The 25745-nt window shown below is 55.6% G+C and carries 28 protein-coding genes; 11 read left to right on the top strand and 17 right to left on the bottom strand.

Annotated features, from left to right (window positions below; all coding sequences use genetic code 11):
* Positions 1 to 6: 6 nt before the first annotated feature.
* The 5 genes from JQC75_RS17870 to JQC75_RS17850 form a co-directional block, all read right to left on the bottom strand.
* On the bottom strand, positions 7 to 1587 hold the full coding sequence (locus tag JQC75_RS17870; protein ID WP_203325359.1) for an efflux RND transporter periplasmic adaptor subunit: 1581 nt from the start codon (positions 1585 to 1587) through the stop codon (positions 7 to 9).
* 28 nt (positions 1588 to 1615) lie between these two features.
* A complete protein-coding gene (locus tag JQC75_RS17865) occupies positions 1616 to 1966 on the bottom strand; it encodes a heavy metal-binding domain-containing protein (RefSeq protein WP_203325358.1) in 351 nt (116 codons plus the stop codon).
* 96 nt (positions 1967 to 2062) lie between these two features.
* Positions 2063 to 2470 (bottom strand): hypothetical protein, encoded by a 408-nt coding sequence (locus JQC75_RS17860; RefSeq protein ID WP_203325357.1) that lies wholly within the window; start codon positions 2468 to 2470, stop codon positions 2063 to 2065.
* An 82-nt stretch (positions 2471 to 2552) separates the two neighbouring features.
* A complete protein-coding gene (locus JQC75_RS17855; RefSeq protein ID WP_203325356.1) occupies positions 2553 to 2978 on the bottom strand; it encodes a DUF2057 family protein in 426 nt (141 codons plus the stop codon).
* Between the two features lie 70 nt (positions 2979 to 3048).
* The gene (locus JQC75_RS17850; protein WP_203325355.1) at positions 3049 to 3456 is read right to left on the bottom strand and encodes a hypothetical protein; all 408 of its coding nucleotides are present in this window, start codon (positions 3454 to 3456) and stop codon (positions 3049 to 3051) included.
* A gap of 336 nt (positions 3457 to 3792) precedes the next feature.
* Between JQC75_RS17850 and JQC75_RS17845 the strand changes: the two genes are divergently transcribed.
* A complete protein-coding gene (locus tag JQC75_RS17845; RefSeq protein WP_203325354.1) occupies positions 3793 to 4356 on the top strand; it encodes a NapC/NirT family cytochrome c in 564 nt (187 codons plus the stop codon).
* Positions 4357 to 4431: 75 nt separating this feature from the next.
* Here JQC75_RS17845 and JQC75_RS17840 read toward each other — a convergent pair whose 3' ends face one another.
* Positions 4432 to 4728, bottom strand: a complete 297-nt coding sequence (locus tag JQC75_RS17840) for a DUF1145 domain-containing protein (RefSeq protein WP_380796887.1) — start codon at positions 4726 to 4728, stop codon at positions 4432 to 4434.
* Positions 4725 to 5354 (bottom strand): 16S rRNA (guanine(966)-N(2))-methyltransferase RsmD, encoded by a 630-nt coding sequence (rsmD, locus tag JQC75_RS17835; RefSeq protein ID WP_203325353.1) that lies wholly within the window; start codon positions 5352 to 5354, stop codon positions 4725 to 4727. The genes JQC75_RS17840 and rsmD overlap by 4 nt, the downstream gene beginning before the upstream one ends.
* A gap of 174 nt (positions 5355 to 5528) precedes the next feature.
* Between rsmD and ftsY the strand changes: the two genes are divergently transcribed.
* The 4 genes from ftsY (at position 5529) to rpoH (ending at position 9819) form a co-directional block, all read left to right on the top strand.
* Positions 5529 to 7088: a signal recognition particle-docking protein FtsY gene (ftsY, locus tag JQC75_RS17830; protein ID WP_203325352.1), complete on the top strand. Its 1560-nt coding sequence runs from the start codon at positions 5529 to 5531 to the stop codon at positions 7086 to 7088.
* The gene (ftsE, locus tag JQC75_RS17825) at positions 7085 to 7774 is read left to right on the top strand and encodes a cell division ATP-binding protein FtsE (RefSeq protein WP_203325351.1); all 690 of its coding nucleotides are present in this window, start codon (positions 7085 to 7087) and stop codon (positions 7772 to 7774) included. The genes ftsY and ftsE overlap by 4 nt, the downstream gene beginning before the upstream one ends.
* A 9-nt stretch (positions 7775 to 7783) precedes the next feature.
* The gene (gene ftsX / locus JQC75_RS17820) at positions 7784 to 8749 is read left to right on the top strand and encodes a permease-like cell division protein FtsX (RefSeq protein WP_203325350.1); all 966 of its coding nucleotides are present in this window, start codon (positions 7784 to 7786) and stop codon (positions 8747 to 8749) included.
* A gap of 212 nt (positions 8750 to 8961) precedes the next feature.
* Positions 8962 to 9819, top strand: a complete 858-nt coding sequence (rpoH, locus tag JQC75_RS17815; protein WP_203325349.1) for an RNA polymerase sigma factor RpoH — start codon at positions 8962 to 8964, stop codon at positions 9817 to 9819.
* 89 nt (positions 9820 to 9908) lie between these two features.
* On the opposite strand, the gene menE is transcribed toward rpoH, so the two are convergent.
* The 5 genes from menE to JQC75_RS17790 form a co-directional block, all read right to left on the bottom strand.
* Positions 9909 to 11354 carry an o-succinylbenzoate--CoA ligase gene (gene menE, locus JQC75_RS17810; RefSeq protein ID WP_203325348.1) on the bottom strand — a complete coding sequence of 482 codons (1446 nt, stop codon included), beginning with the start codon at positions 11352 to 11354 and terminating at the stop codon, positions 9909 to 9911.
* Positions 11351 to 12436 carry an o-succinylbenzoate synthase gene (gene menC, locus JQC75_RS17805; protein WP_203325347.1) on the bottom strand — a complete coding sequence of 362 codons (1086 nt, stop codon included), beginning with the start codon at positions 12434 to 12436 and terminating at the stop codon, positions 11351 to 11353. Before menC ends, menE begins: the two co-directional genes overlap by 4 nt.
* On the bottom strand, positions 12429 to 13265 hold the full coding sequence (gene menH / locus JQC75_RS17800) for a 2-succinyl-6-hydroxy-2,4-cyclohexadiene-1-carboxylate synthase (protein ID WP_203325346.1): 837 nt from the start codon (positions 13263 to 13265) through the stop codon (positions 12429 to 12431). Before menH ends, menC begins: the two co-directional genes overlap by 8 nt.
* A complete protein-coding gene (gene menD / locus JQC75_RS17795; protein ID WP_203325345.1) occupies positions 13247 to 14965 on the bottom strand; it encodes a 2-succinyl-5-enolpyruvyl-6-hydroxy-3-cyclohexene-1-carboxylic-acid synthase in 1719 nt (572 codons plus the stop codon). Before menD ends, menH begins: the two co-directional genes overlap by 19 nt.
* A gap of 287 nt (positions 14966 to 15252) precedes the next feature.
* The gene (locus JQC75_RS17790; protein ID WP_203325344.1) at positions 15253 to 15684 is read right to left on the bottom strand and encodes an Lrp/AsnC family transcriptional regulator; all 432 of its coding nucleotides are present in this window, start codon (positions 15682 to 15684) and stop codon (positions 15253 to 15255) included.
* Between the two features lie 166 nt (positions 15685 to 15850).
* Here JQC75_RS17790 and yjeH point away from each other — a divergent pair, with 166 nt between their 5' ends.
* On the top strand, positions 15851 to 17107 hold the full coding sequence (gene yjeH / locus JQC75_RS17785; RefSeq protein ID WP_203325343.1) for an L-methionine/branched-chain amino acid transporter: 1257 nt from the start codon (positions 15851 to 15853) through the stop codon (positions 17105 to 17107).
* On the opposite strand, the gene JQC75_RS17780 is transcribed toward yjeH, so the two are convergent.
* Entirely contained in the window at positions 17104 to 17712 is a 609-nt protein-coding gene (locus JQC75_RS17780; protein ID WP_203325342.1) for an energy transducer TonB, read from the bottom strand. The genes yjeH and JQC75_RS17780 overlap by 4 nt on opposite strands.
* Before the next feature lie 175 nt (positions 17713 to 17887).
* Between JQC75_RS17780 and JQC75_RS17775 the strand changes: the two genes are divergently transcribed.
* Positions 17888 to 18643, top strand: a complete 756-nt coding sequence (locus JQC75_RS17775; RefSeq protein WP_203325341.1) for a class I SAM-dependent methyltransferase — start codon at positions 17888 to 17890, stop codon at positions 18641 to 18643.
* Between the two features lie 62 nt (positions 18644 to 18705).
* Positions 18706 to 19530: an HDOD domain-containing protein gene (locus JQC75_RS17770; protein WP_203325340.1), complete on the top strand. Its 825-nt coding sequence runs from the start codon at positions 18706 to 18708 to the stop codon at positions 19528 to 19530.
* Here the strand turns inward: JQC75_RS17770 and JQC75_RS17765 are convergent.
* Entirely contained in the window at positions 19527 to 19967 is a 441-nt protein-coding gene (locus JQC75_RS17765; RefSeq protein ID WP_239002044.1) for a tellurite resistance TerB family protein, read from the bottom strand. The genes JQC75_RS17770 and JQC75_RS17765 overlap by 4 nt on opposite strands.
* A 22-nt stretch (positions 19968 to 19989) precedes the next feature.
* On the bottom strand, positions 19990 to 20532 hold the full coding sequence (locus tag JQC75_RS17760) for a DUF2780 domain-containing protein (RefSeq protein ID WP_203325339.1): 543 nt from the start codon (positions 20530 to 20532) through the stop codon (positions 19990 to 19992).
* Between the two features lie 231 nt (positions 20533 to 20763).
* Between JQC75_RS17760 and JQC75_RS17755 the strand changes: the two genes are divergently transcribed.
* Together JQC75_RS17755 and JQC75_RS17750 are read left to right on the top strand one after the other, a co-directional pair.
* Positions 20764 to 21465: a hypothetical protein gene (locus tag JQC75_RS17755; RefSeq protein ID WP_203325338.1), complete on the top strand. Its 702-nt coding sequence runs from the start codon at positions 20764 to 20766 to the stop codon at positions 21463 to 21465.
* A gap of 11 nt (positions 21466 to 21476) precedes the next feature.
* On the top strand, positions 21477 to 22904 hold the full coding sequence (locus tag JQC75_RS17750) for a DUF4145 domain-containing protein (RefSeq protein ID WP_203325337.1): 1428 nt from the start codon (positions 21477 to 21479) through the stop codon (positions 22902 to 22904).
* 15 nt (positions 22905 to 22919) lie between these two features.
* Here the strand turns inward: JQC75_RS17750 and JQC75_RS17745 are convergent, their stop codons facing one another.
* A complete protein-coding gene (locus JQC75_RS17745; RefSeq protein WP_203325336.1) occupies positions 22920 to 23255 on the bottom strand; it encodes a hypothetical protein in 336 nt (111 codons plus the stop codon).
* A gap of 69 nt (positions 23256 to 23324) precedes the next feature.
* Positions 23325 to 24305, bottom strand: a complete 981-nt coding sequence (locus JQC75_RS17740) for a LysR family transcriptional regulator (protein ID WP_203325335.1) — start codon at positions 24303 to 24305, stop codon at positions 23325 to 23327.
* Positions 24306 to 24414: 109 nt separating this feature from the next.
* Here JQC75_RS17740 and JQC75_RS17735 point away from each other — a divergent pair, with 109 nt between their 5' ends.
* Positions 24415 to 25617 carry a multidrug effflux MFS transporter gene (locus JQC75_RS17735; RefSeq protein ID WP_203325334.1) on the top strand — a complete coding sequence of 401 codons (1203 nt, stop codon included), beginning with the start codon at positions 24415 to 24417 and terminating at the stop codon, positions 25615 to 25617.
* Positions 25618 to 25745 lie beyond the last annotated feature (128 nt).

Below are 25745 nucleotides of genomic sequence, written 5' to 3'. Positions count from 1 at the left end.
CACTCCTTAGTGCTGATGGCCGCTGCCAAGGCGCATCAGACTGCCCTTGAGGCTGGCTTCGGAGTCAAGCAAAAACTGCCCGGAAGTCACGACCTCTTCGCCGTCACTCAGACCGGACAGTACCTCTACCTTGCCCTGTGAATACATGCCCACGGTAACCTGGCGCGCGGCAAAGCTGTTATCAGCGGTGCGAACTATGACCCGATTTTCCTTACCGGTTTGAATTAAGGCCTCCTGGGGGATGGTCAATATATCCCGCTTGGGCCCGCCATAGAGTTTTACCTTGGCAAGGGTGTTGGGGCGCAGCTGTTGGTCGGGGTTATCCAGTACCACTCTCACCCGCAGGCTGCGGGTGACAGGATCCAGCTCGGGGTAAATGTAATCTATGGTGCCCTCGATACCGCTGAGCCCCATGGCAGGCACTGCCACTTCGGCGGATTGCCCCACCTTGAGCCAGCTTTGTTCGTTTTCAAATACGTCGGCAATCACCCATACCTTGCTGATATCCGTCAGGGCCAATATTTCACTCATGGGTTGAATGTACATACCTTCGCGGGTATTGAGGGTGGTGATCACCCCATCCTGGCGGGCATAAAAGGGAACACGGTATTGGGTGGTTTGGGTTCTGGCGAGCTCTTTAATCTGCGCCTGAGTCATACCGAGCAACTCAAGTCGCAGATTGGCTTTACGCAGCAACTCTTTATAGCGACCTGATTCACCTGCTTTTTTAACTGTGTCTATCGCAAGCAGATAATCATCCTGAGCGTTCACCAGATCCGGCGAATAGATTTCATAGAGCAACTGCCCTTTACTGACCTTGTCGCCAACGGCGTTGACCTTGAGGGTTTCGATCCAACCATTCAATCGGGCGTGAACGTGGTGAATCTGGCGTTCGTCGTATTCGATTTGGCCGACGGTATCGACAAATTTCCACAGGGTTTGGCGCTCGGCCTTGGCAACCCTGAGAGCCAGCGCCTGCTGCATGCTGCCCGAAACGTCGACCTGAACTTCCTGGCCACCTCCGAGTTCAACCTTTTCGAGGTCCATGCCACAGATAGGACAAGAGCCGGGTTCATCGCTGATGATATGGGCGTGCATGGGGCAGACATACTTTACCGTGCCGCCATCGATTGGGTTGGCAGCGGGCTTGGCGAAAATGTCTTTTGGCGCAGACTGATGGGCACTGTTATCTGCGGCGCCCTTCTGTTCAGCCTGTGGCTCAGATTCTTCTTCCTCTTCTTTTTCAACCAGGAACATCTTGCACTTGGGGCAGCGGCTGGGCTCATGGCTTTCCACTTCGGGATGCATGGGGCAGATGTAGGTCTTGTGTGCGGCAACCAAGGGTTCGCCGGACTGCGCCGAGGCACCTGCACCGGGCACCAGAAACATCTTGCACTTGGGGCAGCGGCCGGGCTCATGGCTTTCTACTTCGGGGTGCATGGGGCAGTGATAAATGGCAGCCTCAGTGGCCTCAGAAGCCGGAGACTGCTGTGGGCTTTCGGCCAATACCATGGCAGGCATACCAGGTCCAAAGGCCAGGCTTGCACCTATCAGCAGCAGAGCGCTTTTTTGCTTTTTCGTGTTCATAGTAAACCTCATTTCCACCCTTGGCCTATCAGTGATGCTGATGGTTCATGGCTTTTTTCGGACAGTTGGCGCAATGCTCACCCTTGGCTGCAACCGGCTCGAGATCCATGCCACAGTCTGGGCAGGAATCACCGGCAGCGCCGGTTACCTTGGGATGCATAGGACAGGCGTGAGTATGCTTAGCCTCAAGATCCATGCCGCATTTCGGGCAGCTGTCACCGGTTTTACCGGTAACCTCAGGATGCATGGGGCAGGCGTGGCTCGCTTCGGCGGCCGCTGCATTATGGGCATGATGCTCATGGGCAGGGTTTGCCTGGGCGCCAACGGACAGAGTGACAGACAAAAGGGCGGCCAAAAACAGGCCAATCAGTGTTTTCATAGAGATACTCCACTCGGGTCAGCCGCAGACAAGTATCACGGCAAAGACCTAATATTCAAATAAGCTGAATTAATTGCGTATTTTTAGGGCGTGCACTCAGGCCCTGGGGGGCTTGAAGGCGGCAGTGGGCGCAATAGAGTGGAAATGAGGCGAGGGAAGCGCCATGGCTTCTTCCGGACCAAAGGAAAATGGCCAGACATTGCCAATGGGCAGGCTCAGACTAACAGAGATGGTCAGACAATGACTGCAGTCACCGGTACAAAACCCATTGCCATCGCAACAGGAGGACATGCTGTGGTCGGGAAGCATGGGCATATCCAGGCTGTCACAACAGTCATGGGTTGAATCGGCCATCTCAGTGTGATGAGTCATGACGGCGCTATCCATGGTCATGGGCATGTCAGATGGCATTACCATGGCGTGGCCATTACCCGCCATTGCCTGTCCCACAAGGGCAAGCAGGGTAATAATCACCAGCAATGGTTTACGCAGCATCAGCGACATAAAGACCTCGGACCATGAACAGCGACGATATTATCACAGCGCCATTAATTGGATATTGATTTTTCTCACAAACCCACAGCCTTTATTGTGCTGCCGCCATTTTTGCCATCATAGCTGCATGGTCGAGCAAGGCTACATGCCCTGCCGGCTTGCCGTCGCGAACGAGATTCGCCTTGGGAGCATTGAGAAAGCGCTTGGCCTCGTCATAGCTGTAAAGCCTGGGTAACTTCAGGGTCAGTACCTGCTCATCTCCAACCGACAGCGGCAAATAAAGTGGGCCGGAACGCAGCCATTGGCCTGAATCGTCGGCACTGCTGGCATAGTGTTCTTCAAAGCTCAGCTCAAGCAAGTAGCTGCCGTTTGAAAGTATAAGCGCTTTGTCCGCTGGACGCTCGCCATTGACGGCATTCAATCCAAGTTGTTCTGGCAGGCTAATGGTGGCAGCGCCGGCGAAAGACGAAAGCAGCAGACCGGCAGTGATAGCGAAAGATATGATAAAAGTTTTCATGCAAATACTCCTCGGGCAGACAAAATATTGCCCAAAAATTCGACATTAATTTGGTTGTGAGCGGTAACACTCAAGCCAAATCAGGCGGCGGAGTTTGCAAAGAACCTGTAAAGGTGATCAGGCTCCAGGAGGCAGTGGCTATGGCGTCCCGGGAGTGATGATGGTTGATATGCAGCGCAAGCACGGGGAGACCCATTGACGAGGTACAGTGACTGGCGCAGTCGGCCTGGGAGCCGCTCGCACAGTATGTCCGGCAATCCGCATTGTGTTTGCCGGTCATCATCATGGTACTCATCTGGCTGTGGTCGGAGGGCGTTGCCACATCATGGCTTAGAGCATCTGATGCAGTATGCCCCATGGACACGCTCATTGGCGCTTTCACAATAGACACAAAAGCCTGTACCGGGGTCAGTATTTGCCCCAGCAGCATGGTGATCAGCAAGAGTTTTAATGCCAGGTGCGGCAGTCTCAGGCTCATGGTTGGCTCCGTGTATGTGTCGATTAGTCAGACCGGGGATGGGGAACAAAAGTTCCCGCGCAAACGACGAACTGAAACTTTAAATTGATAATTAATGAGTTTTTCGGCAATGCATGTGCTATACGGCTTGCAAGCCCTCAGGCTTTACTTTAGCTTTTAATGTTGAAATATCAGGGAAGACGTTATCGAACGGGCAAAGTTTGCGCTGGATCTCAATCCCACACAAAATTAGGCTGCTCGCTCAAAAATCCCGGTTAGCATCAAATTTCTTAAACCAAAATTACCCTACTATTGGGCTACTAAAAAAATAACCCTAAAAATTTAGGAGATAGAGTGATGAACTGGCGTGCACTATTCAAACCCAGCGCGAAATACTCAATATTTGCCCTGTTGGTGGTAGGTATTGTGGTTGGCGTTGTAGGCTACTTTGCGACTCAAACTACTTTGCATATGACCAGTACAGACGAGTTCTGTATGAGCTGTCACAGCAACCATTCACTGAAAGACGAAGTACTGGCGTCTGCCCATGGCAACAATAAAAATGGTATTGTTGTAGAGTGTCAGCAGTGTCACATTGCCCAGGAGCCTTTTGCTTACCTGAAGAAGAAAATCATTGTGTCCAAGGACGTTATTGGTTTCCTGACTATCGATGGTTTCAACACCCAGGAATGGCTTGAAGCAAACCGCAAGGAACAAGCTGAACTCGCCCGTGACTACCTGCGTTCCATCGATTCGTCCACCTGTCAGAACTGCCACAATCGTATTTACGAAAATCAGTCTGAAAACATGAGCAAGATGGCCGTGCGTATGCACAGCAACAACTTCAAGAAAGATCCAGAAAGTCGCAAGACCTGTATCGATTGCCACAAAGGTGTTGCCCACCCTTATCCAAAGAGCTGATAGCGGCACTTGCGATAGCGATCACCCGATAGCAAAAAGCCCCGATCCCGGGGCTTTTTTGTTTGGTGACCAGGGTTAACCCTGGCGGGCGTCGGCTTCAAACTTAGCCAGAGCCCTGGCGCGGTATTCCAGCAGCGCAAATACCCCAAAGGCAAACATCTGCAGATAGTCACTGCCTTTGAGTGGTAAGAGTTTCCTGAACAGCAGGTGAAACACCCCCAACTGGAAGCTGTGCATCACCAGTGTGACCCCCAGCAAAAGCTTCAGCAGGGTGCCTATGTTGCCATCGAAAGGGGCCATCAGGTTGTAACCCATCATTGCCCAGGCGCCCAGTGTCGCGATTTTTCCAAATACTATCAGCCATTTCATCATGCTTGTTCTCCCGGGGTGAATTGCAGCAAACGGTAGCACACCTGACCGGCTGTCTTGTGTTTAAGCTCGGTAAAGCCTTGTGGCAGCGGCATGCTCACGAGTTCGCTTTCGGTCTCGAGATACACGAGTGCATCCTCATTCAGCCAGCCATGGTCCTTGAGGGCGATGAGGGTGGCGTCTGCCAGGCCTTTGCGAAATGGCGGGTCGATAAAGACGATATCGAAACCTTCGGCGGCGCCAGCCGCCAGCAGCGCCAGGGTATCGCCATTAACCACCTCGGCACAGTCGCACTTTAAGGTTTGCAGATTGGCTTTCAGCTGATTGGCCGCTTCCCGTTGAAGTTCAAACACCTTGGCGAAGCTTGCGTAGCGTGAAAGTGCCTCCAGCGCCAGAGCGCCGCTGCCACCAAAGCAATCCAGTACCCGGGCGTGTGGCAGGTCGGCCGCTATCCAGTTGAACAGGGTTTCACGTACTCTGTCGGTGGTAGGGCGCAGTCCCTCCAAATCTTTAATGGGCAGCTTACGCGAGCGCCACTGGCCGCCAATGATCCGAACCTGTCCCGACCCCATGGCGCCGCTTGCTTTGGTGCCCGGCCCTCGCCCGGCAGATGAACGATTTCTGCTCATTGATTTCCCGTCATTTTGCCCGAAGAAAGAAAGTGGTAGACTAGGCCACCCCGTAAAAGGTCGTCATTTTAACGTAAAGCGTATCCTCAGGGATACCTTCCCAGACGGCACGGAATGACCGATGAAGCCGTGGCTTCGTAAACGGCCCAGTGCCAACACAGACCGGTACCACAGATGTCAAAGAAAGGTTTTTTCTCCTGGTTCCGCCGGGACAAGGATGATGCGGCCGCAAAGCAGGCCGAAGCAGAACACGCGCTCGCCGAACCGGCTCAGTCAGAAAGCGCTGCGGCCGAACAAGCTGAGCGTGAAGCCGCTGAGCAGGTCGCCGCTGAAGCGGCAGCCGAAGCTGCCCGCTTGGAAGCAGAACGTCAGGAAACCGCTCGTCTTGCCGCTGAACAGCTGGAAGCCGAGCGTATCGCTGCCGAACAAGCCGAGCAGGAACGCATTGCTGCCGAGCAGGCCGCAGCCGAAGCTGCCCGTTTGGAAGCAGAGCGTCAGGAAGCGGTCCTCCGTGCAGCAGAGCAGCTTGAAGCCGAGCGTATTGCCGCCGAACAAGCCGAACAGGAACGCATTGCTGCCGAGCAGGCCGCAGCCGAAGTTGCCCGTTTGGAAGCAGAACGTCAGGAAGCCGCTCGTCTTGCCGCTGAACAGCTGGAAGCCGAGCGTATCGCTGCCGAACAGGCGGAACAGGAACGCATTGCCGCCGAGCGGGCCGAAGCAGAGCGAATCGCCGCCGAAGCCGCCGCTCAAGCTGAACAGGCCGAAGAACTTCAGCCGGAGCCTCAGGCAAAGCCGGTGAAAGAAGGCTTCTTCGCTCGCCTGAAGCGCGGCCTGATGCGCACCAGCGAGAACATTGGCAGTGGCTTTATTGGCCTGTTTCGCGGAAAGAAAATTGATGATGAGCTGTTTGAAGAACTGGAAGAGCAGCTGCTGATTGCCGATGTGGGTGTAGAAACCACATCAAGGCTTATCAAGAGTCTGACCGAGCATGCCAGCCGCAGGCAGCTGAAAGATGCCGAGGCACTTTACGAGCTGCTGCGTGAAGAAATGCAGCGCACCCTGGAGCCGGTGAGTGTGCCCCTGGTGCCTGAAAATGCACAGGGCCCTTATGTGATCCTGATGGTGGGTGTAAACGGTGTGGGTAAAACCACCACCATCGGCAAGCTTGCCAAGCAGTACCAGAGCCAGGGCAAGAGTGTGATGCTGGCCGCCGGTGATACCTTCCGCGCCGCCGCCGTTGAGCAGCTGCAGGTATGGGGCCAACGCAACAATATCCCCGTGGTGGCCCAGCATACAGGCGCCGACAGTGCCTCAGTGCTGTTTGACGCCTTGCAATCGGCCAAGGCCAAGGGTGTGGACGTGCTGATTTGCGACACAGCCGGCCGTTTGCAGAACAAGAACCACCTGATGGAAGAGCTGAAAAAAGTGGTGCGGGTGATGAAGAAGCTCGATGAGAGCGCGCCCCACGAAGTCATGCTGACCCTGGATGCCAGCACGGGCCAGAATGCCATCAGCCAGGCCAAGTTGTTCCAGGAAGCCGTGGGCGTGACAGGTATCTCCATTACCAAGCTTGATGGTACCGCAAAAGGCGGAGTTATCTTTGCCATTGCCGATAAATTTGGTATTCCTATCCGTTACATAGGTGTTGGCGAACAGATTGACGATCTGCGCGTGTTCAATGCCCGCGACTTTATCGATGCCCTGTTCAGTCAGGAGAAAACGGATAACCCATGATTCGATTTGAGCAGGTCAGCAAGGTCTACCCCGGCGGCCAGAAGGCGCTGTCCGATGTGAATTTCCATCTGCGCCGCGGCGAGATGGCGTTTCTCACCGGCCATTCGGGGGCGGGAAAGAGCACCCTGCTCAAACTCATCACGGTTATCGAACGCGCCAGTGCCGGTAAGGTGTTTATCAACGGCCACGATATCGCCGATATCAGCCGCCGTCATGTGCCTTATCTGCGCCGCGAAATCGGCATGATTTTCCAGAATCACCATCTGTTGATGGACCGCAGCGTATTCGACAATGTTGCGCTGCCGCTGGTGATTGAAGGCTTCAGCCACGGTGAAATCAAAAAGCGGGTCGCCGCCGCGCTGGATATGGTGGGCCTGTACGGCAAAGAGCGCCATAACCCCATCATGCTCTCCGGCGGTGAACAGCAGCGGGTCGGCATTGCCCGGGCCATCGTCAACAAGCCGGCCCTCCTGCTTGCCGACGAGCCCACGGGCAACCTGGACCCCAAGTTGTCCATGGACATCCTCCGATTATTCGAAACCTTCAATGATGCCGGCACCAGCGTGCTGATTGCCACCCACGATCTTGGGCTTATAGCCCGGATGAAATACCGCACCCTGACATTGCGTCAGGGCCGCATGCTGGGGGCGCGTGAAATCGGCGAGCCCCTGCGTCCGGGTGTATAAGGAGCCAAGATGCGCGAACATGGCGAACTGACCCGCAGCAAGCTGCCCATCAGTGGGCAAATTGTGATGTTTTTCATCCGCCACATTCAGCAGGGGATGGCCAGTATCGGTGAGCTGTGGCGCAATCCGGTATCGTCGCTGATGACCATGGCGGTGCTGGGTGTAAGCCTGAGTCTGCCTGCCGCGTTGCAGGTACTGGTCAAAAACGCCGATTCCATTACCCAGTCCTGGAATAACGCCGCCGAAATCTCGCTGTTTATCGAAGAGGGTAAGAACGAGCAGGCGATACAAAGCCTTATTTCCCGCATCAAGGTGTACCCGGAAGTCGCCGAGGTGCACTACATCAACCGGGATGAGGCGCTGGCTGAATTCCAGCGCCTGTCAGGCTTTGGTGAAGCGCTGTCCTATCTGGACTCGAACCCCCTGCCCGCGGTGGTGACTGTGCTGCCCACCGAGAAATACTCAAGCCCCATAGGTGCCCGCGAGCTTTTGACCAAGCTTGAGCGTGAGCAGGGCGTCAGCTTTGGCCGGCTGGATATAGAGTGGCTGGAGCGATTGCAGGCCGTGGTGCGTTTGCTCGAACGCACCGTGCTTGCCTTAGCCGCGCTTCTGGTGGTGGCTGTGGTGCTTATCATAGGCAATACCATCCGCCTTGCTATCATGAACCGGCGCAATGAAATCGAGGTGATGAAGCTGGTGGGGGCCACCGAGGCTTTTATTCAGCGGCCGTTTTTGTACACAGGTATCTGGTATGGCGTGATAGGCGGTATGCTGGCCTGGATCATCATTAACCTGCTGGTGTGGTATCTCGATGGCGCCATTGCCGAGCTGCTCGGGCTCTACGGCAGCGATATTGAAATGGCTTCCTTAAGCTTTACCGAGTTGGTGCAGCTGGTGTTTCTGGCGTCTTTCCTCGGTTGGCTTGGTTCTTATTTGTCTGTGCGTCAGCACCTTAGGGCGATAGAGCCATCCTGAGTCAGCGGGCATTCTGGCTGATAAATGAACGAATGTTCACTTGTGATGTCCAATTTGCAGAGCGAAAATACGGCTCAGTGCTCACCACGGGCATTTTGGATGCCAGATGCTTGCTTGACATGACATGTCAGATGGCCGATAGTTCATCAGCTCGGTTTGGCCGCCATCCGGCGTCGAATACGGGCTTTAGTGAGAAGTAATCAGGAGTACCAATGACTGGACAAACGCAATCAATGGCACTGATGGTCCCCCAGGGAGCCAGTAGCCTTGAAGCTTATATTCACTCGGTCAACAGCATGCCCATGCTGGAGGCGGAGCAGGAGTATCAGCTCGCCAAGCGTTTGCAGGAAACCGGTGACCTGCAGGCAGCAAAGCAGCTGATTATGTCCCACTTGCGCTTTGTGGTTCATGTGGCCAAGAGCTACTCAGGCTATGGCCTGCCACAGGCAGACCTGATCCAGGAAGGCAATATTGGCCTGATGAAGGCCGTTAAACGCTTCGATCCCGATGTGGGTGTGCGTTTGGTGTCTTTTGCCGTGCACTGGATCAAGGCAGAAATTCACGAATATGTGCTGAAAAACTGGCGCATTGTCAAAGTGGCCACCACCAAGGCCCAGCGCAAGCTGTTCTTCAATCTGCGTAAAGCCAAGCAGCGTTTGGGCTGGTTCTCAGACGACGAAGTGGCCATGGTGGCAGAAAACCTGGGTGTGTCCAAAGAAGATGTGACCGAAATGGAGTCGCGTATGGCGGCTCAGGATCAAGCCTTCGATTTGGTAAACGATCACGACGACGATGAAGGCTTCGCCCCGGTGCACTATCTGGAAGATCACTCTTCCGATTTGGCTGCCAATATTGAAAACGACAACTGGGAATCCAATGCCCAGAACCGTTTGATTTCCGCCATCAAGACCCTCGATGAGCGCAGCCAGCATATTCTGCGTGCCCGCTGGCTGGATGACGACAAGGTCACCCTGCAGGAGTTGGCCGAGCAATATCAGGTGTCGGCCGAGCGTATTCGTCAGCTTGAAAAGAACGCCATGAACAAGCTCAAGGCGCGTATGGAAGCCTGATTAAGCTTACGTAAAAGAAAACCGGCCTTTTGGCCGGTTTTTTGTTTATGGGTATCCGTCAGGCATTCACAGGTTTTGGCGCCCTGGCCTCACTGTGGTTCACCGGCGCGCAGCGCTGCGGCCACCACCGCCTTACGGTTGGTTTTCAGGCCACGGGTTGCCACATCGGGCCAGGCTTGATAAGCGCGAGGCCGTTTAAAGCGGGCGATACGGCTTGCAAGAAAGTCATCCAATTCCGCTTGGGTGGGCATGGCATTGCGGCAGCGCAGCAGCGCATGGGGCAAGAGGCCAAAGGTGTTATCGGCTTTGGGATAAACGATGGCCTCCAGCACCTGTGGATGCTGGCACAGCGCCGCTTCAATTTCTTCCGGATGCAGGTTTTCGCCGCCGCAGATAAACATGTTATCGAGCCGTCCCGACACAAAAAGCCTGCCTGATTCGTCCAGATACCCACAGTCCTTGGTGGCAAACCAGCCGTCATCGGTGAGCGGTAATCTGAGGCCATCCTCCTCAAGATACCCCAGGAACAGGGTCTCGCCCCGCACCTGAATTTCCCCCTCACGTATTCTGAGCTCCCGTCCCGGCAACAGGGCGCCGCTGGCACCCTGGCTATTGGCGGGGCCGGTGGTGATTTGCGAGCTCATTTCCGTCATGCCGTAACTGGTAAAGGCACAGATCCCCAGCGCCTCAAGTCGTGAAAGCAAGGCCCCGCCGATGGCGCCGCCCCCCAGCAGCAACGCCTTGACCGAGTTAAGTGAGTCTGGAGAGTCCTCAAGCAGGGCAGTGAGCTGTGCCGCCACCAAAGAGACATGGGTGGGCGACAGTGCTGACATGGCCTGTGCGACCGACCGCTGCTTTGTCGGCGTTTGCTGCTCCGGTAAGGCCACCGCCGCCCCGGCGAGGGCACAGCGATTGAGAATGGCTATACCGCCGATATGAAACAGCGGCAGTGACAGGAGCCAGCGATCGCCCGGCGACAGTGGGATAAGGCATCGGGCTCCCTCTGCACTGGCAATGTGATTGGCCAGAGTATGCACTGCCGCCTTGGGCTCGCCCGTGGAGCCTGAACTCAGCACCAGATTGACCGGCTGCAACAAATCGAGGATTGCGGCGACAGGAGGTGCCTCGGTGCTTGCGGCCATCCCCCTGGTCGTGTCCTCAAGGTGAATACGGGGCAATGCAGGGCAGAGCCTGTCCAGTGCCGGGGCGTGCAGGGCATCAAGGGCAAAGCGACGTATCAGGCCTTCAAGCTGAGATTCTGGGAATCGCCATGACAGGGGGCAAAAAAGTGCGCCCGCTTCGGCGCAGGCCCAGTAGAGGATTATCTGCTCGACACTGTTCGGGCCAATCACCCCGAGACGCTTTATCTTTTGCGCCTTAAGCTGCTGAGCGACCTCTCGCACCCGCCTGGCCAGCAACTCGAAAGACAGCACGTATTCCGGCGTTATCAGTGCATGGGCATCGGGCCAGGTGGCCGCTGCTTGCTGCAGTGGCGAGATGGACAGCTGAGGGTAGGTTGAACGCTGAGGGCTCACAGCAGCGAGGCTCCGAGTTCACAGCCAAGCACAGGCCCGGGGGCTTCTGGCGTGAGACAGCGCTTCTGTCCGTGTGAGACGATGCAGTCGGCTTCAAAGGGAAACAGGGTGTCGAGCCCAGGTGCTTCTTCCGGGGTGACCTGTTTGGCAAAGGCCGCCAGCGCTGAGATACCCAATGACGACTCCAGTGCTGAGCTGATAACACAGCGAATGCCCCGCGAGTGGGCGTCATCAATAAATGCCTGCACCCGGGCGGGCGAGCCCAGCAGCATGGGCTTTAACACCAATGCCCTCAGCCCCTGAGACTGGGGATCTTCAGGGAAGTGAAAGTCTGACAGGGCAAGAGACTCATCAAGCGCATAGCCGATACCAACGGCCCGGAAGAGTGCTGGATTGTCGGCCGGGTTGCGACAGGGCTCTTCGATATAGTCGATGGCATCCCTGGGCAGGCAAGCACAAAAATCAATGGCATCGTCCAGTTCAAAGCCCTGATTGGCATCGAGCCGCAGCTTCAGTTGTGGCCGCTCTGCAAGAATCCCATGGATAAGCTTCAGCTCTGTTTCCATGGAGGTTTGGCCCACCTTTACCTTAACGAAGCGGGTCTGTGCTGGCAGCGCTTTGACACGCTTTCGCACGGCCTCCAACGGCTCGTCCTCGCCAAGGTAGATAAGTGGGATGTCCGGCATCGGGTGGGCTATATCATCAGACAACTGCTCACTAAGTTGTTCGTTGAGTTGGGCAGCAAGTATACCAAGCCCCCAGGCTACAGCGTCCTGCGAAACCGAATCGGCCATGGCTTCAAGCTTGGCCACCCAATCAGCTGCATCTGATGATGTTCTGCCAGCCAAGCCGCTTTTTAACGTATCAATGCAGTCGTCAATGGACTCGGCGCTGAAGCCAAGGATGGGCGCGCCATCCATATCCGGGCCGCTTAAGGGCGCAATCTCGGCAAAGACCCTTTTCTCGCCGGTACTCGCTTCGAGCACCAAACCTGTGCGATGCATGATGCGCTGCTTACCCACGGGCAGCGGACGACTGAGGGCGATGCGGTAAGGGTAGAGGGCAAAAGAAAGTTCAGACATGCGATTGACCCATGCTGGAGTGATGGAATATGCCCTGAAGCAGGCTGTGTGCGAACCGGCCTGGCTGCTCGGCATGACAATTGTGGCCAGCGCCTTGGATTGTAAACAAGTGGATACCAGATTGATGCTGCTGCCACTGGTTGGCGAGGCCGGTAAATTTGTGGTCCCACTCACCCACATAGAGATTCACCGGGCAGGGCAAGGCGGCGGGCACGGCCCTGAGGTCATCTTGATTTGCCAGTGAGGTGGCCAGATACATCTGCACCAAGGCCTGGCGGTTTGCCTCTTTATGCTGCCCACTGCGCCGAGCCACCAGTGCCTGACGGGCATCGTCATCGAGATGGGCAAATACCCCCTGCCGATACCAGACATCGAGAAACGCTGGCAGGGGTTTGGAGGCAAGTTGCTCGGCCCAGCGACTATCGGCCGCGAGCCGTTCGGTCTTGTCACCGCCACTCACAAGCCCCGGGTGGCAGGACTCGAGGTTGAGGCTAAGCAGTCTGCTCGGCGCCATATGGGCGAGGTGTAAGGCTAAACGGCCACCGAGTGAATAACCCAGTAGGTGAAACTCAGTCACGTCGTGTTTATCAAGCCAGTCGAGCAGGACAAGGCAGACCTTGTCAAACGGGCTGCTGCCATTGCCGCCAAGCTGACTCTCGGCCCTATCGTCGAACTGCACGTCAAGAGGCGTCATACCGTGCCCCGGTAAGTCGGGGGTGAGCAAGCGAAAGTGGGGCTCAAGTTCGGGCGTTAATGTATCCCAGTCGCTGCCACAACCTAAAAAACCATGCAGCATCAGCAGGCAGGGCTTCAGCGGCTGCGTATCCACTCGGCCATTCTCCTTATCTGATTGCTGGCTTGATCCTGCGCCACAGTCACTTCAATCACAGAGGCACCCGGGTGTTCCAGCGCCGCCTGATAGGCATCGATAAAGGCCTCCATATCTTCGGCCCGGTCGTAAGGCAGGCCAAACATGGCGGCGCCATAGCCAAACTCCAGCCCATGGCTGAGTCGATAGAAATGGCTGCGAAGCTCTTCTGTGGGCACCGGCAGCAAGTTGAATATGTTGCCGCCATCATTGTTGAGTACCACTATCACCAGGGGCGACTGACAATCCCGGGCGAGTGCCAATGAGTTCAAGTCGTGCAGTGCCGACAAATCGCCGAGTATAAGGGTGGTGGGGCGCCCCTGATGACGGGCCACACCGCAGGCGGTGGCGATAAGACCATCGATGCCGGACGCGCCCCTGTTGGTATAGGTGGACGCGGCGCAGCAGCCTATGGGAGCAAACATATCGTAGAGGCGTACAGGCAGGCTGTTACCGATAAAGAGTTGCTGCTCGGCGGTATGACTGGCCGCTATGGCGCGAATAACCTGCGCCTCGCCGAATTCTCCGCCATCAATATGATGGATAAAGTCCTGCTCAACGGATTGATTTAAGGTGATGAGCTGCGCAGCCCAGTTGGCCTCAGATGAGCGGGGCCAATCCAGCGAGCACAGATCCCCCGCCCGCCCAAGCCAAAGTTGCTTGTTGCTGTGGCTGGGGTCGAGTCGTTCCTGATGGGGCAATACCTGCCAGTAGCTGTGCCAGTCTTTTTCGGCCAGATAACTGATAAGACGCTTCGACAGGAGCCTGCCGCCAAAGACCAGTACCCGTTCGGCCTGATCCAACAGGGCACGGGCCCTGGGGTTCAACAGCAGCTGATCGATATGCCCTATGGCGCCCGGATGCTGGCGCAGTTGGCTTTGGGCATCGGTCAGCAGCGGCCAACCCAGTTTTTGCGACAAGGTGATGAGTTCTGTCGGGGCTTCGGCTTCGGTAAGCGTGCCTGCGACTATGACCCCTTTACCGTGGACAAAGCGCATCATGGCATCCCTGGGCGGGAAGGCGCTGAGGTTGGCATTGGCCACCGAGAGATAAGGTGCCTGGGTATCCTGCCACTGGCCAAGACGGCTTAAATAGCCGTCGAATTGCTCGAACCTGTGGTCAGAGGGGTACAGGGGCTCGGGATACATGCAATTGATGTGCAGCGGCCGGTCGAGATTGGCCAACTTTTCATCGAGGGCACTGAGCAGCACTTCCGGGCCAATTCGCAGATCCGGTGTCGGCAGGTTGAGCTGGCGGGCATAGCTGCCAAAAATACCTGGCTGATCAATAGCCTGATTGGCGCCGCAGCCAATCAGTTCCCAGGGTCTGTCCCCGGAGAGAATAATCAGGGGCACGTGGGTCAGGGAGGCTTCAACAATGGCTGGATACAGGTTGGCCACGGCGGTACCCGAGGTGGTGATGATGGCCACCGGTGCCTTGCTGGCTTTTGCCAGCCCGAGTGCGAGGAACCCCAGACCCCGTTCATCAAAATGCAGATGCCGGGTCAGTTTGTCCTGGGCGGCGGCAGCCAGCGTCAGTGGTGTCGAGCGGGAGCCCGGTGCCATGCACAGGTGCATTACACCGTGACGGGTGAGCTCCTCCAGAATCAAAGAGCCCCACAACAAATTGAGTTCGGCAGTACTCGAATGCAAGTGATCCATGGTGAAAAGGGATTGGATAACAGTGACCTTAGTGTACCCCTAACCTTGGCAGTTAACAGGCTAATTTTGTCAGACTTAGCATTAGGTCTCGCTAATTGTCACGCAGTCCATCGGTTTGGCTCAAAACCGCGTAGATAGAACACCTGTGCATCACAGTTGTACTATTTCATGGTCACAATTAGCCGTAGCGAGTGAGGCGGAATCTGACCGCTGGATTAATAATTCGTGCACTCATTGTCCTGCCGTTTGCTGATTTCCACACCCATAGGATCTGAATGTGCTTGAGGTCAGGGCGCGAGATTGTTAATCCACTCGCTCATCACCACGTGGGTTTTGATTTTTACAATTTCAGTGTGGGTGTCGATATATTCACGGATTTCGTGCAGGCGACGCATGGAGGGGGCATGGACATACACCAGCAGGTCCATATCACCGGAGATCCCATGGCAGGTAAGCACTTCAGGAATGGCATGGAACACGTGCACCACATCGGCACAGCGGGGGCACTTATGCTGAATTTCAAAGTAGGCCGATACGCCTTCTTTTTGCGATTCGGACAGGAGTACCTGATAGCCGCGGATCACCCCGGATTGTTCAAGCTTTTTAATACGTTCTGAAACCGCACTGCGAGACAGATTCACTTCGTCGGCAATGGTTGAAATGCTTCTTCTGGCGTCCTGGCGCAATGCCTGAATAATGGCCTGATCAAACTTGTCCAACCTTAAGACTCCTCGATGATTAACATTTGCCGACGAAATGCCGGAATTGTGGTTAAAAACCGCTAAAATGACGGCTAAAGTCAACCTAGTGCTGGAGAAGGGCGGCAGAATGTGACCCGACTCAGGGCTATACTTTGCCTAATTTCCCGCAGCAATAATCTAACAGATGGAACATATCAAAGGAACGATCGGCCGCTGGCAAGGCGCCGGACTCATGGCCACCACTTTACTGGGCACTGGGGTGTTTATTTTGCCGCAGATGACCCTGGCCAAAGCCGGTACCAGCGCACTTTGGGCATGGGCGTTACTGACCCTTGCCATTATTCCCGTGACTCTGGTGTTTGGCCGATTGGCGAGTCGTTTCCCCCATGCTGCCGGGCCAGCCTTCTTTGTGGAAAAGGCCTTTGGCCGTACGCTGGGGCGCAGCATCGGGCTTATCTTTTTGTTGGTGATCCCCATGGGGGCGCCCGCCGCCATTTTGATGACCTTTCAGTTTGTCACCGCCATACTGCCATTGGCGGGTGCTGAACTGTTAGTCGCGCAGCTGCTGGTCATAGGTTTGCTGTGGTTCGCGAATCTCAAGGGATTGCAGGTGTCAGCCAAGGCGCAGTTCGCTCTGACCCTGGGGATAGTGGCCGTGGTGCTCGCGCTCTTTATGGGCCTGGGGGTGCAACATCACGCCGTCAAATTGCCGGATTTTGAATCAGCCTGGCAGACCGGCCCCATGATGCTGGCTGCAGGCATCGCCTTCTGGAGCTTCCTCGGGGTTGAGGCCATGACCCACCTGGCACACGATTTTCGCGAGCCGGAAAAAGACATGATCCCGGCCATGATGCTGGGCACAGTGCTGGTGGGGCTGATTTATCTGGGCTGCACCAGCTTGCTGTGGCTGGTGCCATCCGTCACGGGCGTGGCCATGATGGGAGTATTCGATACCCTGCTTGGGGGCGGCGGTGCTCAGGTGATTGGTGTGCTGGGCGTTTCCGCGGGCCTGGCCACTGTAAACGTCTATGCCGGCAGTGCTGCCCGGTTGCTGTGGAGCTTCAGCCGCGAGGGCATTATGCCGCGCTATTTCCAGCGCCTGAATGATCATGGGGTGCCGGTGCGTGCTCAAACGGCTATTTTGGGCGCCATGGCAGCGGTGCTGACGCTGGTGTTTGTGTTCGAGCAGGATCTGGAACAGCTGATTGCCTGGAGCAACGGGGTGTTTGTGATTATCTATGCCATGTCGATGCTGGCTGCCTGGCGCCTGTTGGGTACCTCGTCCCGCCACTGGATCCTGTTGGGGCTTGGATTCTGTATTGCGCTGGGGCTGTCCCTTGGTGAGCGTATGGCCTACGCCATCATGCTGCTGATGCTGGTGTTGCCCCTGCTGTGGTGGCAGAAGGGGCATTTGCAGCGTAAAGCCGGTGGCGCCTGTTAAATCCGCTGATCCAGGCTGAAGTCGAGGCGAATTTGCTGGTTACTCACACCAACGGGTTTGCCATCGACCATCTTGGGTTTGTACTTCCAGCGTTTTACCGCGTCGCGGGCGGCGGCATCGAAGGTGCGTTTGGGGTTGGCGTCCAACACCCGCACATTGGTGGTGCTGCCATCGGCGGCGATATCAAAGCCCAACACCACAAAGCCTTCCTTGCCGTTTTGGGCGGCGCTGATGGGGTAGTTGGGCTGGATTTGCACAACCGGCACGGCATCATAGTCTGAGTTGCCAAAGTTTGAACTGCCGTGGGATACCGGCGGAAGTTCTATCGTGGGTGAGTCTACCGCTACTTCACTTCCTGAGCTTTCCGCGGTTGTGGCGATTTCCACCGGTTTTATCGGTTCAGGCATCGGCGGTGGCGTGGTATCTCGAATGGGTCTTGGTTCCTCTCTGTCCGGCATGTGTACCAGGGGTTCTGGCGTAGCAGTCTGCTCCTGATATTCCACCGGAGGCTGTTTTACCAGATAGGCCATAAAGACGAACAGCCCCAGGGTGACCAAGGCGCCCAACATGCCCAGCGTACCTTTTTGCATCAGCGATTTACCCATATCCACCTTCCTGTGTTGTATTGGCTTTCACTGATATAGCTAGCAGTTCGAAATTTAACCGGCAAACATTTCCTTACACTTTTCCTCAATAAAAGCAAATATTTACAAATAATAAACAGATAAAAAACCTTTTATTTACCAAGATGGTGGTGCAAATAACTATTGGGGGAAAAACATGAAAGCTGTGAGTGTATGGAGTTTGTTGGCTCTGAGCCTTTTGGTGCCTGCGGTGGTCGATGCCCGTGAAATTGGTCCGCATATTCGCAATGCAATGACTGATAAAGCGCGGCCTGCAGCCGATCGTGGACGGGATATCCAGCGCAAGCCGGACCTTATCCTGAGTTACTTTGAGGTGGCGCCCGGACAAAAGGTGCTGGACCTCTTTTCCGGTGGTGGCTATTACACCGAGCTGCTTGCCCGTGCCGTCGGCAAAGATGGTCGGGTGGTGGCCCACAACAACCAGGCTTACCTGCCCTTTGCCGGCGATGAACTCAAGCAAAGGGACTACGCTGCCCGCTTACCCAATGTGGAAACCTTATTGGCTGAGGCAAATGATCTGCACTTTGTCGACCAGAGTTTTGACCGGATATTTTTCGTGCTGGGATTTCATGATGCGCTCTACAGCACCCAGGACTGGCCCTCGATTGACGTGGATAAGCTGGTGGCTCTGATGCTGAGCTCGCTTAAGTCCGGTGGCCAGGTTGCGATTATCGATCACAGGGCTAAACCCGGCAGCGGTGCCGACGTGGCAGAGCAGCTGCATCGCATGGATCCCGTCCTGGTAATAGAAAAAATGACAGAGGCAGGTTTCAGGTATGACGGTGAGTTGGATGCGCTGGCCAACAAGTCCGATCCGCTGGATATCTCGGTGTTTGATAAAAGTATCCGGGGCCACAGCGACAGATTCGTACTTAAGTTTACTAAACCCTGAACCCCGCTGGCGGCTGAATCTTCTGGACTATAGTTTATTTGTCACCCAGAGGAGAAAGTCCCATGCATTCAGCCGCACTGCTTCAAAAAGTTGATGAATTACCAAGGCTTCCCAAAGCGATTGCCGAACTTCTGGACATAGTGAATAACGAAGACTCCACTGTTAAAGCCGTGTCTGAAAAGCTGTCCCATGACCCGGTACTCAGTGCTCGGGTGCTGCGGCTTGCCAACTCGGCCCGTTTCGGGTGTTCACGGGAAGTGGGCACCATTGATGATGCCGTCGTGCGCCTGGGCATGCAGACCTTGAGGACATTGGTGATTGCCTCTGCCGTCGTCGGCGCGGTTCCCAAAGTGGAAGGCTTCGATCTGGCTGACTTTTGGGGCAATACCTTTGAAGTGGCCATTATTTGTCAGGAGCTGGCAAAACGTCTGGGAACCTTACCGGAAGAGGCATTTACCTGCGGTATTTTGCACTCCATCGGTGAGCTCTTAATTGTGAACGGCGACCCTGCTGCGGCCGCCACTATAGCCGCCGCAGTTGCCGAAGGTGCAGACCGGCATCTGATGGAAAAAGAGATTTTGGGGTACGACAACGCCGAAATCGGTGCTCTGCTGGCCCAGAATTGGAAGTTTACGCCTAGCCTGGTGAAGGGCATTCAGTTTCAGAATCAGCCCAAATCCGCTGAACCCTACTCCAAACTCGCCGGTATGTTGGCCATGGCGAAGCAAATTGCTGCCGACTGGGACAAAGTTCCCGATGAAGAACGCACCAGTTGGCTGGCACAGATTAACATTCTGGCCGGCATCAAGGTGGATTTAAGTGGGCTGGCCGAAAAGTTATCCAGGATGCATGGACAGGGCATGGAAATGGGCAAACAACTGGCTTAGCCAGCCTTTGCCTGATTACGCAGCTGTATCAGTTCACTGTGTTTGAGATAGAGCAGATCGGCCGTTTTACGGATGATCTGCTCTTCGTATTGGCAAAGTTCACCATCGGAAAAACCCAATTGCCACATGGCCAGGATCAGGCTCTGTTTCTCGGCCAAATCAAACTGTTTGTTAATCAAGTCTGTGTATTCAAAAAAAGAAATCGCCTGTTGATGGCGGTCGAGGGCGTTTGTTATCAGGTTATGGGCTTCATCTGTGCTCACCCCGGTGAGCCTGGCAATTAACTCAGGCAGCAGCTGTTGCTCGCTGCCGGAAAGATCCTCGTCGGCCAACACCACTTCAATCAAGAGTGCTGCCGCCGCTTCTGATTGTGTCAAACGGGGGCCAGTGTCACCCAGACGCTGGTTCAGCAATTTTTTCAGGGCGCTAATCATCATGGCCTCCCGGGGACGTTATGGGTTACAGCAGGCTTCCCAAGCCTTTCATCAGTAAGCCAACAGTATCATCACCGGCGGTGGTTTGAAGATAGTTTTTGGCAACATCCACCATGGGGGCTGCCAGCTCACGTGAAATTCCAAGCTTTTCAAAAGCATCGTAAACCATGGCACTGCCTTGCAGAGAGCTGCCAAGGCCACCGGCTTTGGACAATAGACCAGACATACCGCTATTGCTGTCCAGCGCAGGTACCGCCGCGAGCATCTGCTCGGCACCGGGAATGGCGCTGCTGAGGCTTGAAAACTCACCGCCGCTCAGGCTGCCTTGTGCCATTTTGAGCAGTGCTCCCATGCCACCTTCGGCCTGATTTTGATTTAAACCCAGCGCCATCAGATTGCCCAGCAAGTCGCCACTTTGCACCTGAGCACTCGTTGCTGTTGGCTGGGTGGCGCTACCACTCATTTGCTTGAGGGTGTCGGAGGCCAGAGAGCCCAGATCCACTGCATTGGCGGAAGAAGACAGTGCCATAGCGGAAAATAACAGAGAAAGGGCAGCGATTCGTTTCATTCAGGGACATCCTGTAGGTGATTCATCTCAACGTCAGGGGGCTATTCTAGACAAAGCCAGGTAAAAAATGCACGGAATTTGCGTCATATCATGGTGGATAGCCGCTTAAGGCCTGTGCATGGGCCGGGGTTTTTGGGTATTCTAGGCGCACTAAATAAGGGGTCCATTTCCGGTCAGGCAGACTAGTCTGGTGGCCGGATAGAATTTAACGCTAATCGGTTGGAAAGCCATATGTCACTGTCTGTTATATTGAGCGAAGCTTATAACTTTTTTCGCAATCACCTGGGTCAACTTGCTGCTCTGACGATTCCGCTGCTGTTGGCGCAGACAGGTATCCAACTGTGGCTGGGCAGTGAATTTGCCAAAGTCGATGTGAATAATCCTCAGTTCGGTTCACCACACTTTTTCGCCATGATGATGATGCTTATCATCTTTTCCATTTTGATTGCCGCCCTGACGCTGTACCTGCAGCTGCGCAGCGAAGGCCATGAGCTGTCTACAGGCTCTGTACTCAAAGCCAGTTTGCCCTTTGTGCCACCTCTGCTGCTGGCGGGGGTGTTTTCCGGCATGGCGATTGCGGCACCCGTGATTATCGCTGCCGCCTTTGGCCCCCTTTGGCTGATTGGTCTGGGGATAAGCCTGTATCTCTTCGCTCGCCTCGCCTATGTGAACTTTATGGTGGTGGTGGAGCGTCTGACGCCTCTTGAAGCCATCAAGGCCAGCTTCCGCTTTTCGTCTTCCATCGTAACCAAAACCATGGCGTTGCTGCTGTTGTATGTGCCCCTGTCTCTGGTGGGCGGCACCTTGTCGCAACTGGTAGCCGGAGTCGGTGTTCCACTGCAACTGATTGTTGATGCAGGATTTTCCTTTGTAGCTCTGTTTGTTAACGTGGCGCTGTTCCGCCTCTACATGGTTAACAGAGCCCAGGCATAAGGAGCAAAGCTATGGCTGGCAAGGGACTGACAGATACCGCAATGATTGCGGCCTTCGATGCCGGTCTTGCCGAGGAATACTGCCGTGCCAGACGCTTTGCCAAAGACGTTCCCGCCCAGGCGCTGCTGTCACTGCGCAGCGCCCTCTATCACCTCACCGGCATTCTCGCTGAAAACAAACTGACGTTCGACAGCCCCAATCTCTACAACCGCATCGAGGCCTTGTCACAGGCGCGTTTGCTGGGGGTGCGTCAGGTACGTGCCATGCACAGGCTCAGGGCAGATGGGAACCGTGGTGCCCATCCGGAAAAGTATCACCTCGATGAAGCCTCGCTGCTTGCCCTGGCACACAAAGCGCTGCTGAATTTTTGCCTGCTGGTGGCCGAGCTGTCGGGCCGGGGCGCTGAAGCAACCCCCTTTGAATTTGAGCCCCTCGATGAGCTCAGTAACAGAGAACTCTGTTACCGTGCTGTGATGGCGGATGATGCCGAGGCCCAGTATTTGCTGGGTATGGCCTTTAAAACCCAGGGCTTACTGGCACGGGATGCGCAGCAAGGTTCGGATGATGAGCCCACAGCGTCAGCGGCGCTGGCCAAGGCGCAATATTGGTTTACCCAGGCGTCACACAGTCTTCCAGTAGCCCGCTATGAATTGGGGGTGGCGTTTATCCACGCCTATCAGGGGCAGGCCGATGAGGCAAAAGGCATAGCCCTGATTGCCGAGGCCGCCACGCAAGGAGTAGAGGATGCCAAGGCCTTGCTGGGGTACTTTGCCCTGACCGGGCTGGGCATGGCAATGGATCTGTCCAGAGCCGAATCTTTGCTCACAGAGGCGACACAAAGCGGCCATACCGAAGCCGAAGCCAATCTTGGGGTGCTCAGGTATCAGCAGGGGCGCCTGACTGAGGCCTTTGGTCATATAGAATCCGCGGCGCGGGGCGGTTTCCCCCAGGCGCAGTATCATGTGTCCTTGATGCTGAGTCGGGGCGAAGGCTGCCAGGCAGACGCCCTAGGTGCCGAGCGCTGGCTTGCAGAAGCTGCCGAGCAGGGGCAGTTGGACGCCATGTTGCTGCGTGCCCGACACATGCTCCATGACGAGGCCACCCTTGGCAGTGATTTAACCCTCGCCGAAGACTACCTGCGCAAAGTCATCAGGTTCAGTCACAATGTGCCTGCCATGCTGGAGCTGTCGATTGCGCTGGCCGATGGCATTCTGGGGCGAATCGATGTGGTGGAAGCCGCAGCCCTGCTGGTTCAGGCAGCACGGCTTGCCAATGAAGAAGAGTACGCCATTATTATGCCGCTGTGGCAATCCCTGGCGACCCAGGTGGAAAATGTGCTGCAGCTGGCTGTTAATGCAGACGAAAAAAAGGCCCTGGAGAGAGCCAAAGAACTGCTTTTGGAGATGCCGGGGCAGGGTGAGGACGCCCCGGAGCAGTGATATCAGTACCTGAATTTACTCGGTCGGATCGTGTTCGAAGGTGCGTCCCTGATGGGGGCGTGGACGGAATGCGTCACGGTCACGAAAGCGAATAAATGCCTCTTCCCCGTAAAAGGTGTTCTGGGATTGCTGGGCAGCCTGGGCTTGCTGTGCCCGGCGCTGCAGTTTACCCAGCCAAACCCGGCCAAACACACTGACTAATGCAAAGGCCACGGCGCCTGCCAACAAGACAAAGGGCAGCATCACCAGGCTGAGACCCAGCACCACAAATCCGGCGATAAACATGGCCAGCCCGCGGAATCCGCTGAAGCGCTCACGCAAGGGGGGAGTGTGGAATTGACTGTAGATCATAATGCCTCCTGGGCGAATGTCGTGCTGACAGTCTGCGTAAAAAGTGCACCATAATCACGTGAAATATGGTTAATCTTGCGTCCATTTAAGCTTCTCACCGAAGCTTTTACGGGCGCTTTCGGTGATAAGCTCACGGATCCATCTGTGGCCGGGATCGCCGTCATTTCGCTGGTGCCACAGCAGCACATAGGCCAGAGGCATAAAGTCAAAGGGCAGGGGCAACATCTCCAGCGCGTATAGCTTGGAGGCATGGCGTGCAAAGCTCTCTGGCAGGGTAAACACCAGATCGGTATTGGCACAGACGCTGGCGGCGCCATAAAAATCGGGCACAGTGGCGCATAGATGCCGCTGCTTGCCCTGGGTCGCCAAATAGTAATCCAGCGCCCACCAGTCGTTACCTTCGCAGCGCACCTGCACATGGGCCAGATTCAGATAACTGTCGAGATCCCATTTTCCCGCCGCGAGCCGCGATATGGCCGGGTGTCCCTGGCGCACCAGACAAATTTGTTGGTCCTGATACAGAGTTTGATGGCAAATACCTTCCGGCAGGCTGTCGATACGGAAGTTGGCTTCCGGCTGCAAATCGATACCGTCTATCCCAAAATCAATCTGCCCCAGCTGCAGGTCGCTGATGGATTTTTCGTTCCACACATAGGAATTGAGTCGCAGACCCGGTGCCATCGACAGCAGAGGGCCGATAAAGCCGGGGATCAGTGTCTCGTACGCACTTTCCACCATGGCAAAGCTGAAGGTGCGGGTACTGCTGGCAGGGTCGAAACTGGGAGGCATCACCAGCTGATTAAGCGCCTGCAACACTCCCGGCAGCCGCTCGGCCAGTGCCAGGGCATGGGCCGTGGGTTTCAGTCCGTGGGCGGTGCGGGAAAACAGCGGATCGCCCAGGGTTTCCCGCAGTCGGCTCAGGCTCTTGGACAGGGCAGACTGGCTGAGATTCAGGCGCACGGCGGCGCGGGTGACACTTTGTTCTTCCAGCAGTACCTGCAGTACCACCAAGAGGTTGAGATCGATGCGTGTCAGCTTGTCCAGTTGCATGTGATATTCCAGAGGGGAATTTTTAAAAGTATTTTATACCATTTCTGTTCATACCATGGCAGGAGTAAACTTCGCCTATAATTTTTCTTTCCCAACCTGCGACTTTCCCATGCAACGAAATCTGCTGCCCATTTTGATGTCTCTGGTGCTGTTAAGCCCGCTGGCCATCGACATCTATCTGCCCTCAATGCCTGCCATGGCGCTGGATTTCAGCGTGGATGAGCGGCAGGTGCAGTCGACCCTGGTGCTGTTTTTGTTTGCCATGGGTGTGGGGCAGGTGTTGATTGGGCCTTTGGCCGACCGATACGGTCGCCGTCCTGTGGCTCTCTTCGGCACAGTGCTCTATGTGATCAGCAGCTTACTTGCCATGGCGGCGCTGGAATTTGAACTGCTGCAACTGGCCCGCCTGCTTCAGGGGCTTGCCGCCTGCTCTACTTCCATTGTGGCCTTCAGCGCGGTGCGTGACAGCTACAGCCCGGCAGACAGTGCCCGTATCTACAGTTACCTCAATGGCGCCATCTGCGTGATCCCGGCGCTGGCACCCACCCTCGGTGGCCTGTTGGCAATTCAGTTTGGTTGGCGTTCGACCTTTGCCTTTATGGCTTTCTATGGGTTGGTGATGCTGTTGGTGGTGGGCTACCGTTTGCCGGAGACCCGTCCTGTACATACTGAATCCACAGGCCCACTGTACCGCTGGGGACGTTATGCTCCTGTTCTGAAAAACAGCCATTTCCTGTTTTATGCCGTGACCTGTATGGCCGCCATGGCTGCGATTCTTTGCTACGTTTCTTATTCGTCCATCTGGCTGATTGGCAAGCTGGGCGTGTCGGAACTGGCGTTTTCCGGGCTCTTTGGCCTCAATGCTCTGGTGAACGTCGTGGCCTGTTTTGCGGCGCCTGTGGTGATCCGTAAGCTTGGCAACCGTCCAACCGTATTGGTGGCGTTGGGACTGATGATATTGGCATCGGTACTGGAGCTGGTATTGCAAATGCCTGAGTGGGCATCACCCATGGCCGCATCTTTTGCTTTTATGTTGCCTATGATGCTGCTGTGTGTGGGCTTTGCGCTGCTGCTTGGTCCAGCCACCAGTATGGCGCTGGCACCCTTCGGTGAGCGTGCCGGCACTGCCACTGCGCTGCTCGGTTTTATTCAAATGAGTGGTGCATCTGTCATTACCGCACTGGTACAGCTGACGCCGCTGACCGCACCTTACGCCATTGGTTACACCATGGGCGGCCTGGCACTGGTGCTCCTGGTCATCATGTTAATGCCACGGTTTGGCCATTGGCATCAGGAACCAGCCACACACTAATCCTCAGTTATCACCCTTTGGCCTGTCCGGGTTTCCCCGTGACGGGCTTTTTTTTATTATGTGCAAAATGCGTTGCAATGGGTGTTCAGGGTGTCCCGGGATTTTTGTGTAAAGTGCCATTTTCCAAT

The sequence above is a fragment of the Shewanella litorisediminis genome, assembly GCF_016834455.1.
In the GTDB taxonomy this organism is placed as follows: Bacteria; Pseudomonadota; Gammaproteobacteria; order Enterobacterales; family Shewanellaceae; genus Shewanella; species Shewanella litorisediminis.
This window is presented reverse-complemented; position numbering and strand designations above follow the sequence as displayed.

Coding starts and splice junctions, on each gene's coding strand:
- JQC75_RS17870 (WP_203325359.1), bottom strand. CDS start 1,587: ATGAACACGAAAAAGCAAAAAAGCGCTCTGCTGCTGATAGGTGCAAGC.
- JQC75_RS17865 (WP_203325358.1), bottom strand. CDS start 1,966: ATGAAAACACTGATTGGCCTGTTTTTGGCCGCCCTTTTGTCTGTCACT.
- JQC75_RS17860 (WP_203325357.1), bottom strand. CDS start 2,470: ATGTCGCTGATGCTGCGTAAACCATTGCTGGTGATTATTACCCTGCTT.
- JQC75_RS17855 (WP_203325356.1), bottom strand. CDS start 2,978: ATGAAAACTTTTATCATATCTTTCGCTATCACTGCCGGTCTGCTGCTT.
- JQC75_RS17850 (WP_203325355.1), bottom strand. CDS start 3,456: ATGAGCCTGAGACTGCCGCACCTGGCATTAAAACTCTTGCTGATCACC.
- JQC75_RS17845 (WP_203325354.1), top strand. CDS start 3,793: ATGAACTGGCGTGCACTATTCAAACCCAGCGCGAAATACTCAATATTT.
- JQC75_RS17840 (WP_380796887.1), bottom strand. CDS start 4,728: ATGATGAAATGGCTGATAGTATTTGGAAAAATCGCGACACTGGGCGCC.
- rsmD (WP_203325353.1), bottom strand. CDS start 5,354: ATGAGCAGAAATCGTTCATCTGCCGGGCGAGGGCCGGGCACCAAAGCA.
- ftsY (WP_203325352.1), top strand. CDS start 5,529: ATGTCAAAGAAAGGTTTTTTCTCCTGGTTCCGCCGGGACAAGGATGAT.
- ftsE (WP_203325351.1), top strand. CDS start 7,085: ATGATTCGATTTGAGCAGGTCAGCAAGGTCTACCCCGGCGGCCAGAAG.
- ftsX (WP_203325350.1), top strand. CDS start 7,784: ATGCGCGAACATGGCGAACTGACCCGCAGCAAGCTGCCCATCAGTGGG.
- rpoH (WP_203325349.1), top strand. CDS start 8,962: ATGACTGGACAAACGCAATCAATGGCACTGATGGTCCCCCAGGGAGCC.
- menC (WP_203325347.1), bottom strand. CDS start 12,436: ATGTCTGAACTTTCTTTTGCCCTCTACCCTTACCGCATCGCCCTCAGT.
- menD (WP_203325345.1), bottom strand. CDS start 14,965: ATGGATCACTTGCATTCGAGTACTGCCGAACTCAATTTGTTGTGGGGC.
- yjeH (WP_203325343.1), top strand. CDS start 15,851: ATGGAACATATCAAAGGAACGATCGGCCGCTGGCAAGGCGCCGGACTC.
- JQC75_RS17780 (WP_203325342.1), bottom strand. CDS start 17,712: ATGGGTAAATCGCTGATGCAAAAAGGTACGCTGGGCATGTTGGGCGCC.
- JQC75_RS17775 (WP_203325341.1), top strand. CDS start 17,888: ATGAAAGCTGTGAGTGTATGGAGTTTGTTGGCTCTGAGCCTTTTGGTG.
- JQC75_RS17770 (WP_203325340.1), top strand. CDS start 18,706: ATGCATTCAGCCGCACTGCTTCAAAAAGTTGATGAATTACCAAGGCTT.
- JQC75_RS17765 (WP_239002044.1), bottom strand. CDS start 19,967: ATGATGATTAGCGCCCTGAAAAAATTGCTGAACCAGCGTCTGGGTGAC.
- JQC75_RS17760 (WP_203325339.1), bottom strand. CDS start 20,532: ATGAAACGAATCGCTGCCCTTTCTCTGTTATTTTCCGCTATGGCACTG.
- JQC75_RS17755 (WP_203325338.1), top strand. CDS start 20,764: ATGTCACTGTCTGTTATATTGAGCGAAGCTTATAACTTTTTTCGCAAT.
- JQC75_RS17750 (WP_203325337.1), top strand. CDS start 21,477: ATGGCTGGCAAGGGACTGACAGATACCGCAATGATTGCGGCCTTCGAT.
- JQC75_RS17745 (WP_203325336.1), bottom strand. CDS start 23,255: ATGATCTACAGTCAATTCCACACTCCCCCCTTGCGTGAGCGCTTCAGC.
- JQC75_RS17740 (WP_203325335.1), bottom strand. CDS start 24,305: ATGCAACTGGACAAGCTGACACGCATCGATCTCAACCTCTTGGTGGTA.
- JQC75_RS17735 (WP_203325334.1), top strand. CDS start 24,415: ATGCAACGAAATCTGCTGCCCATTTTGATGTCTCTGGTGCTGTTAAGC.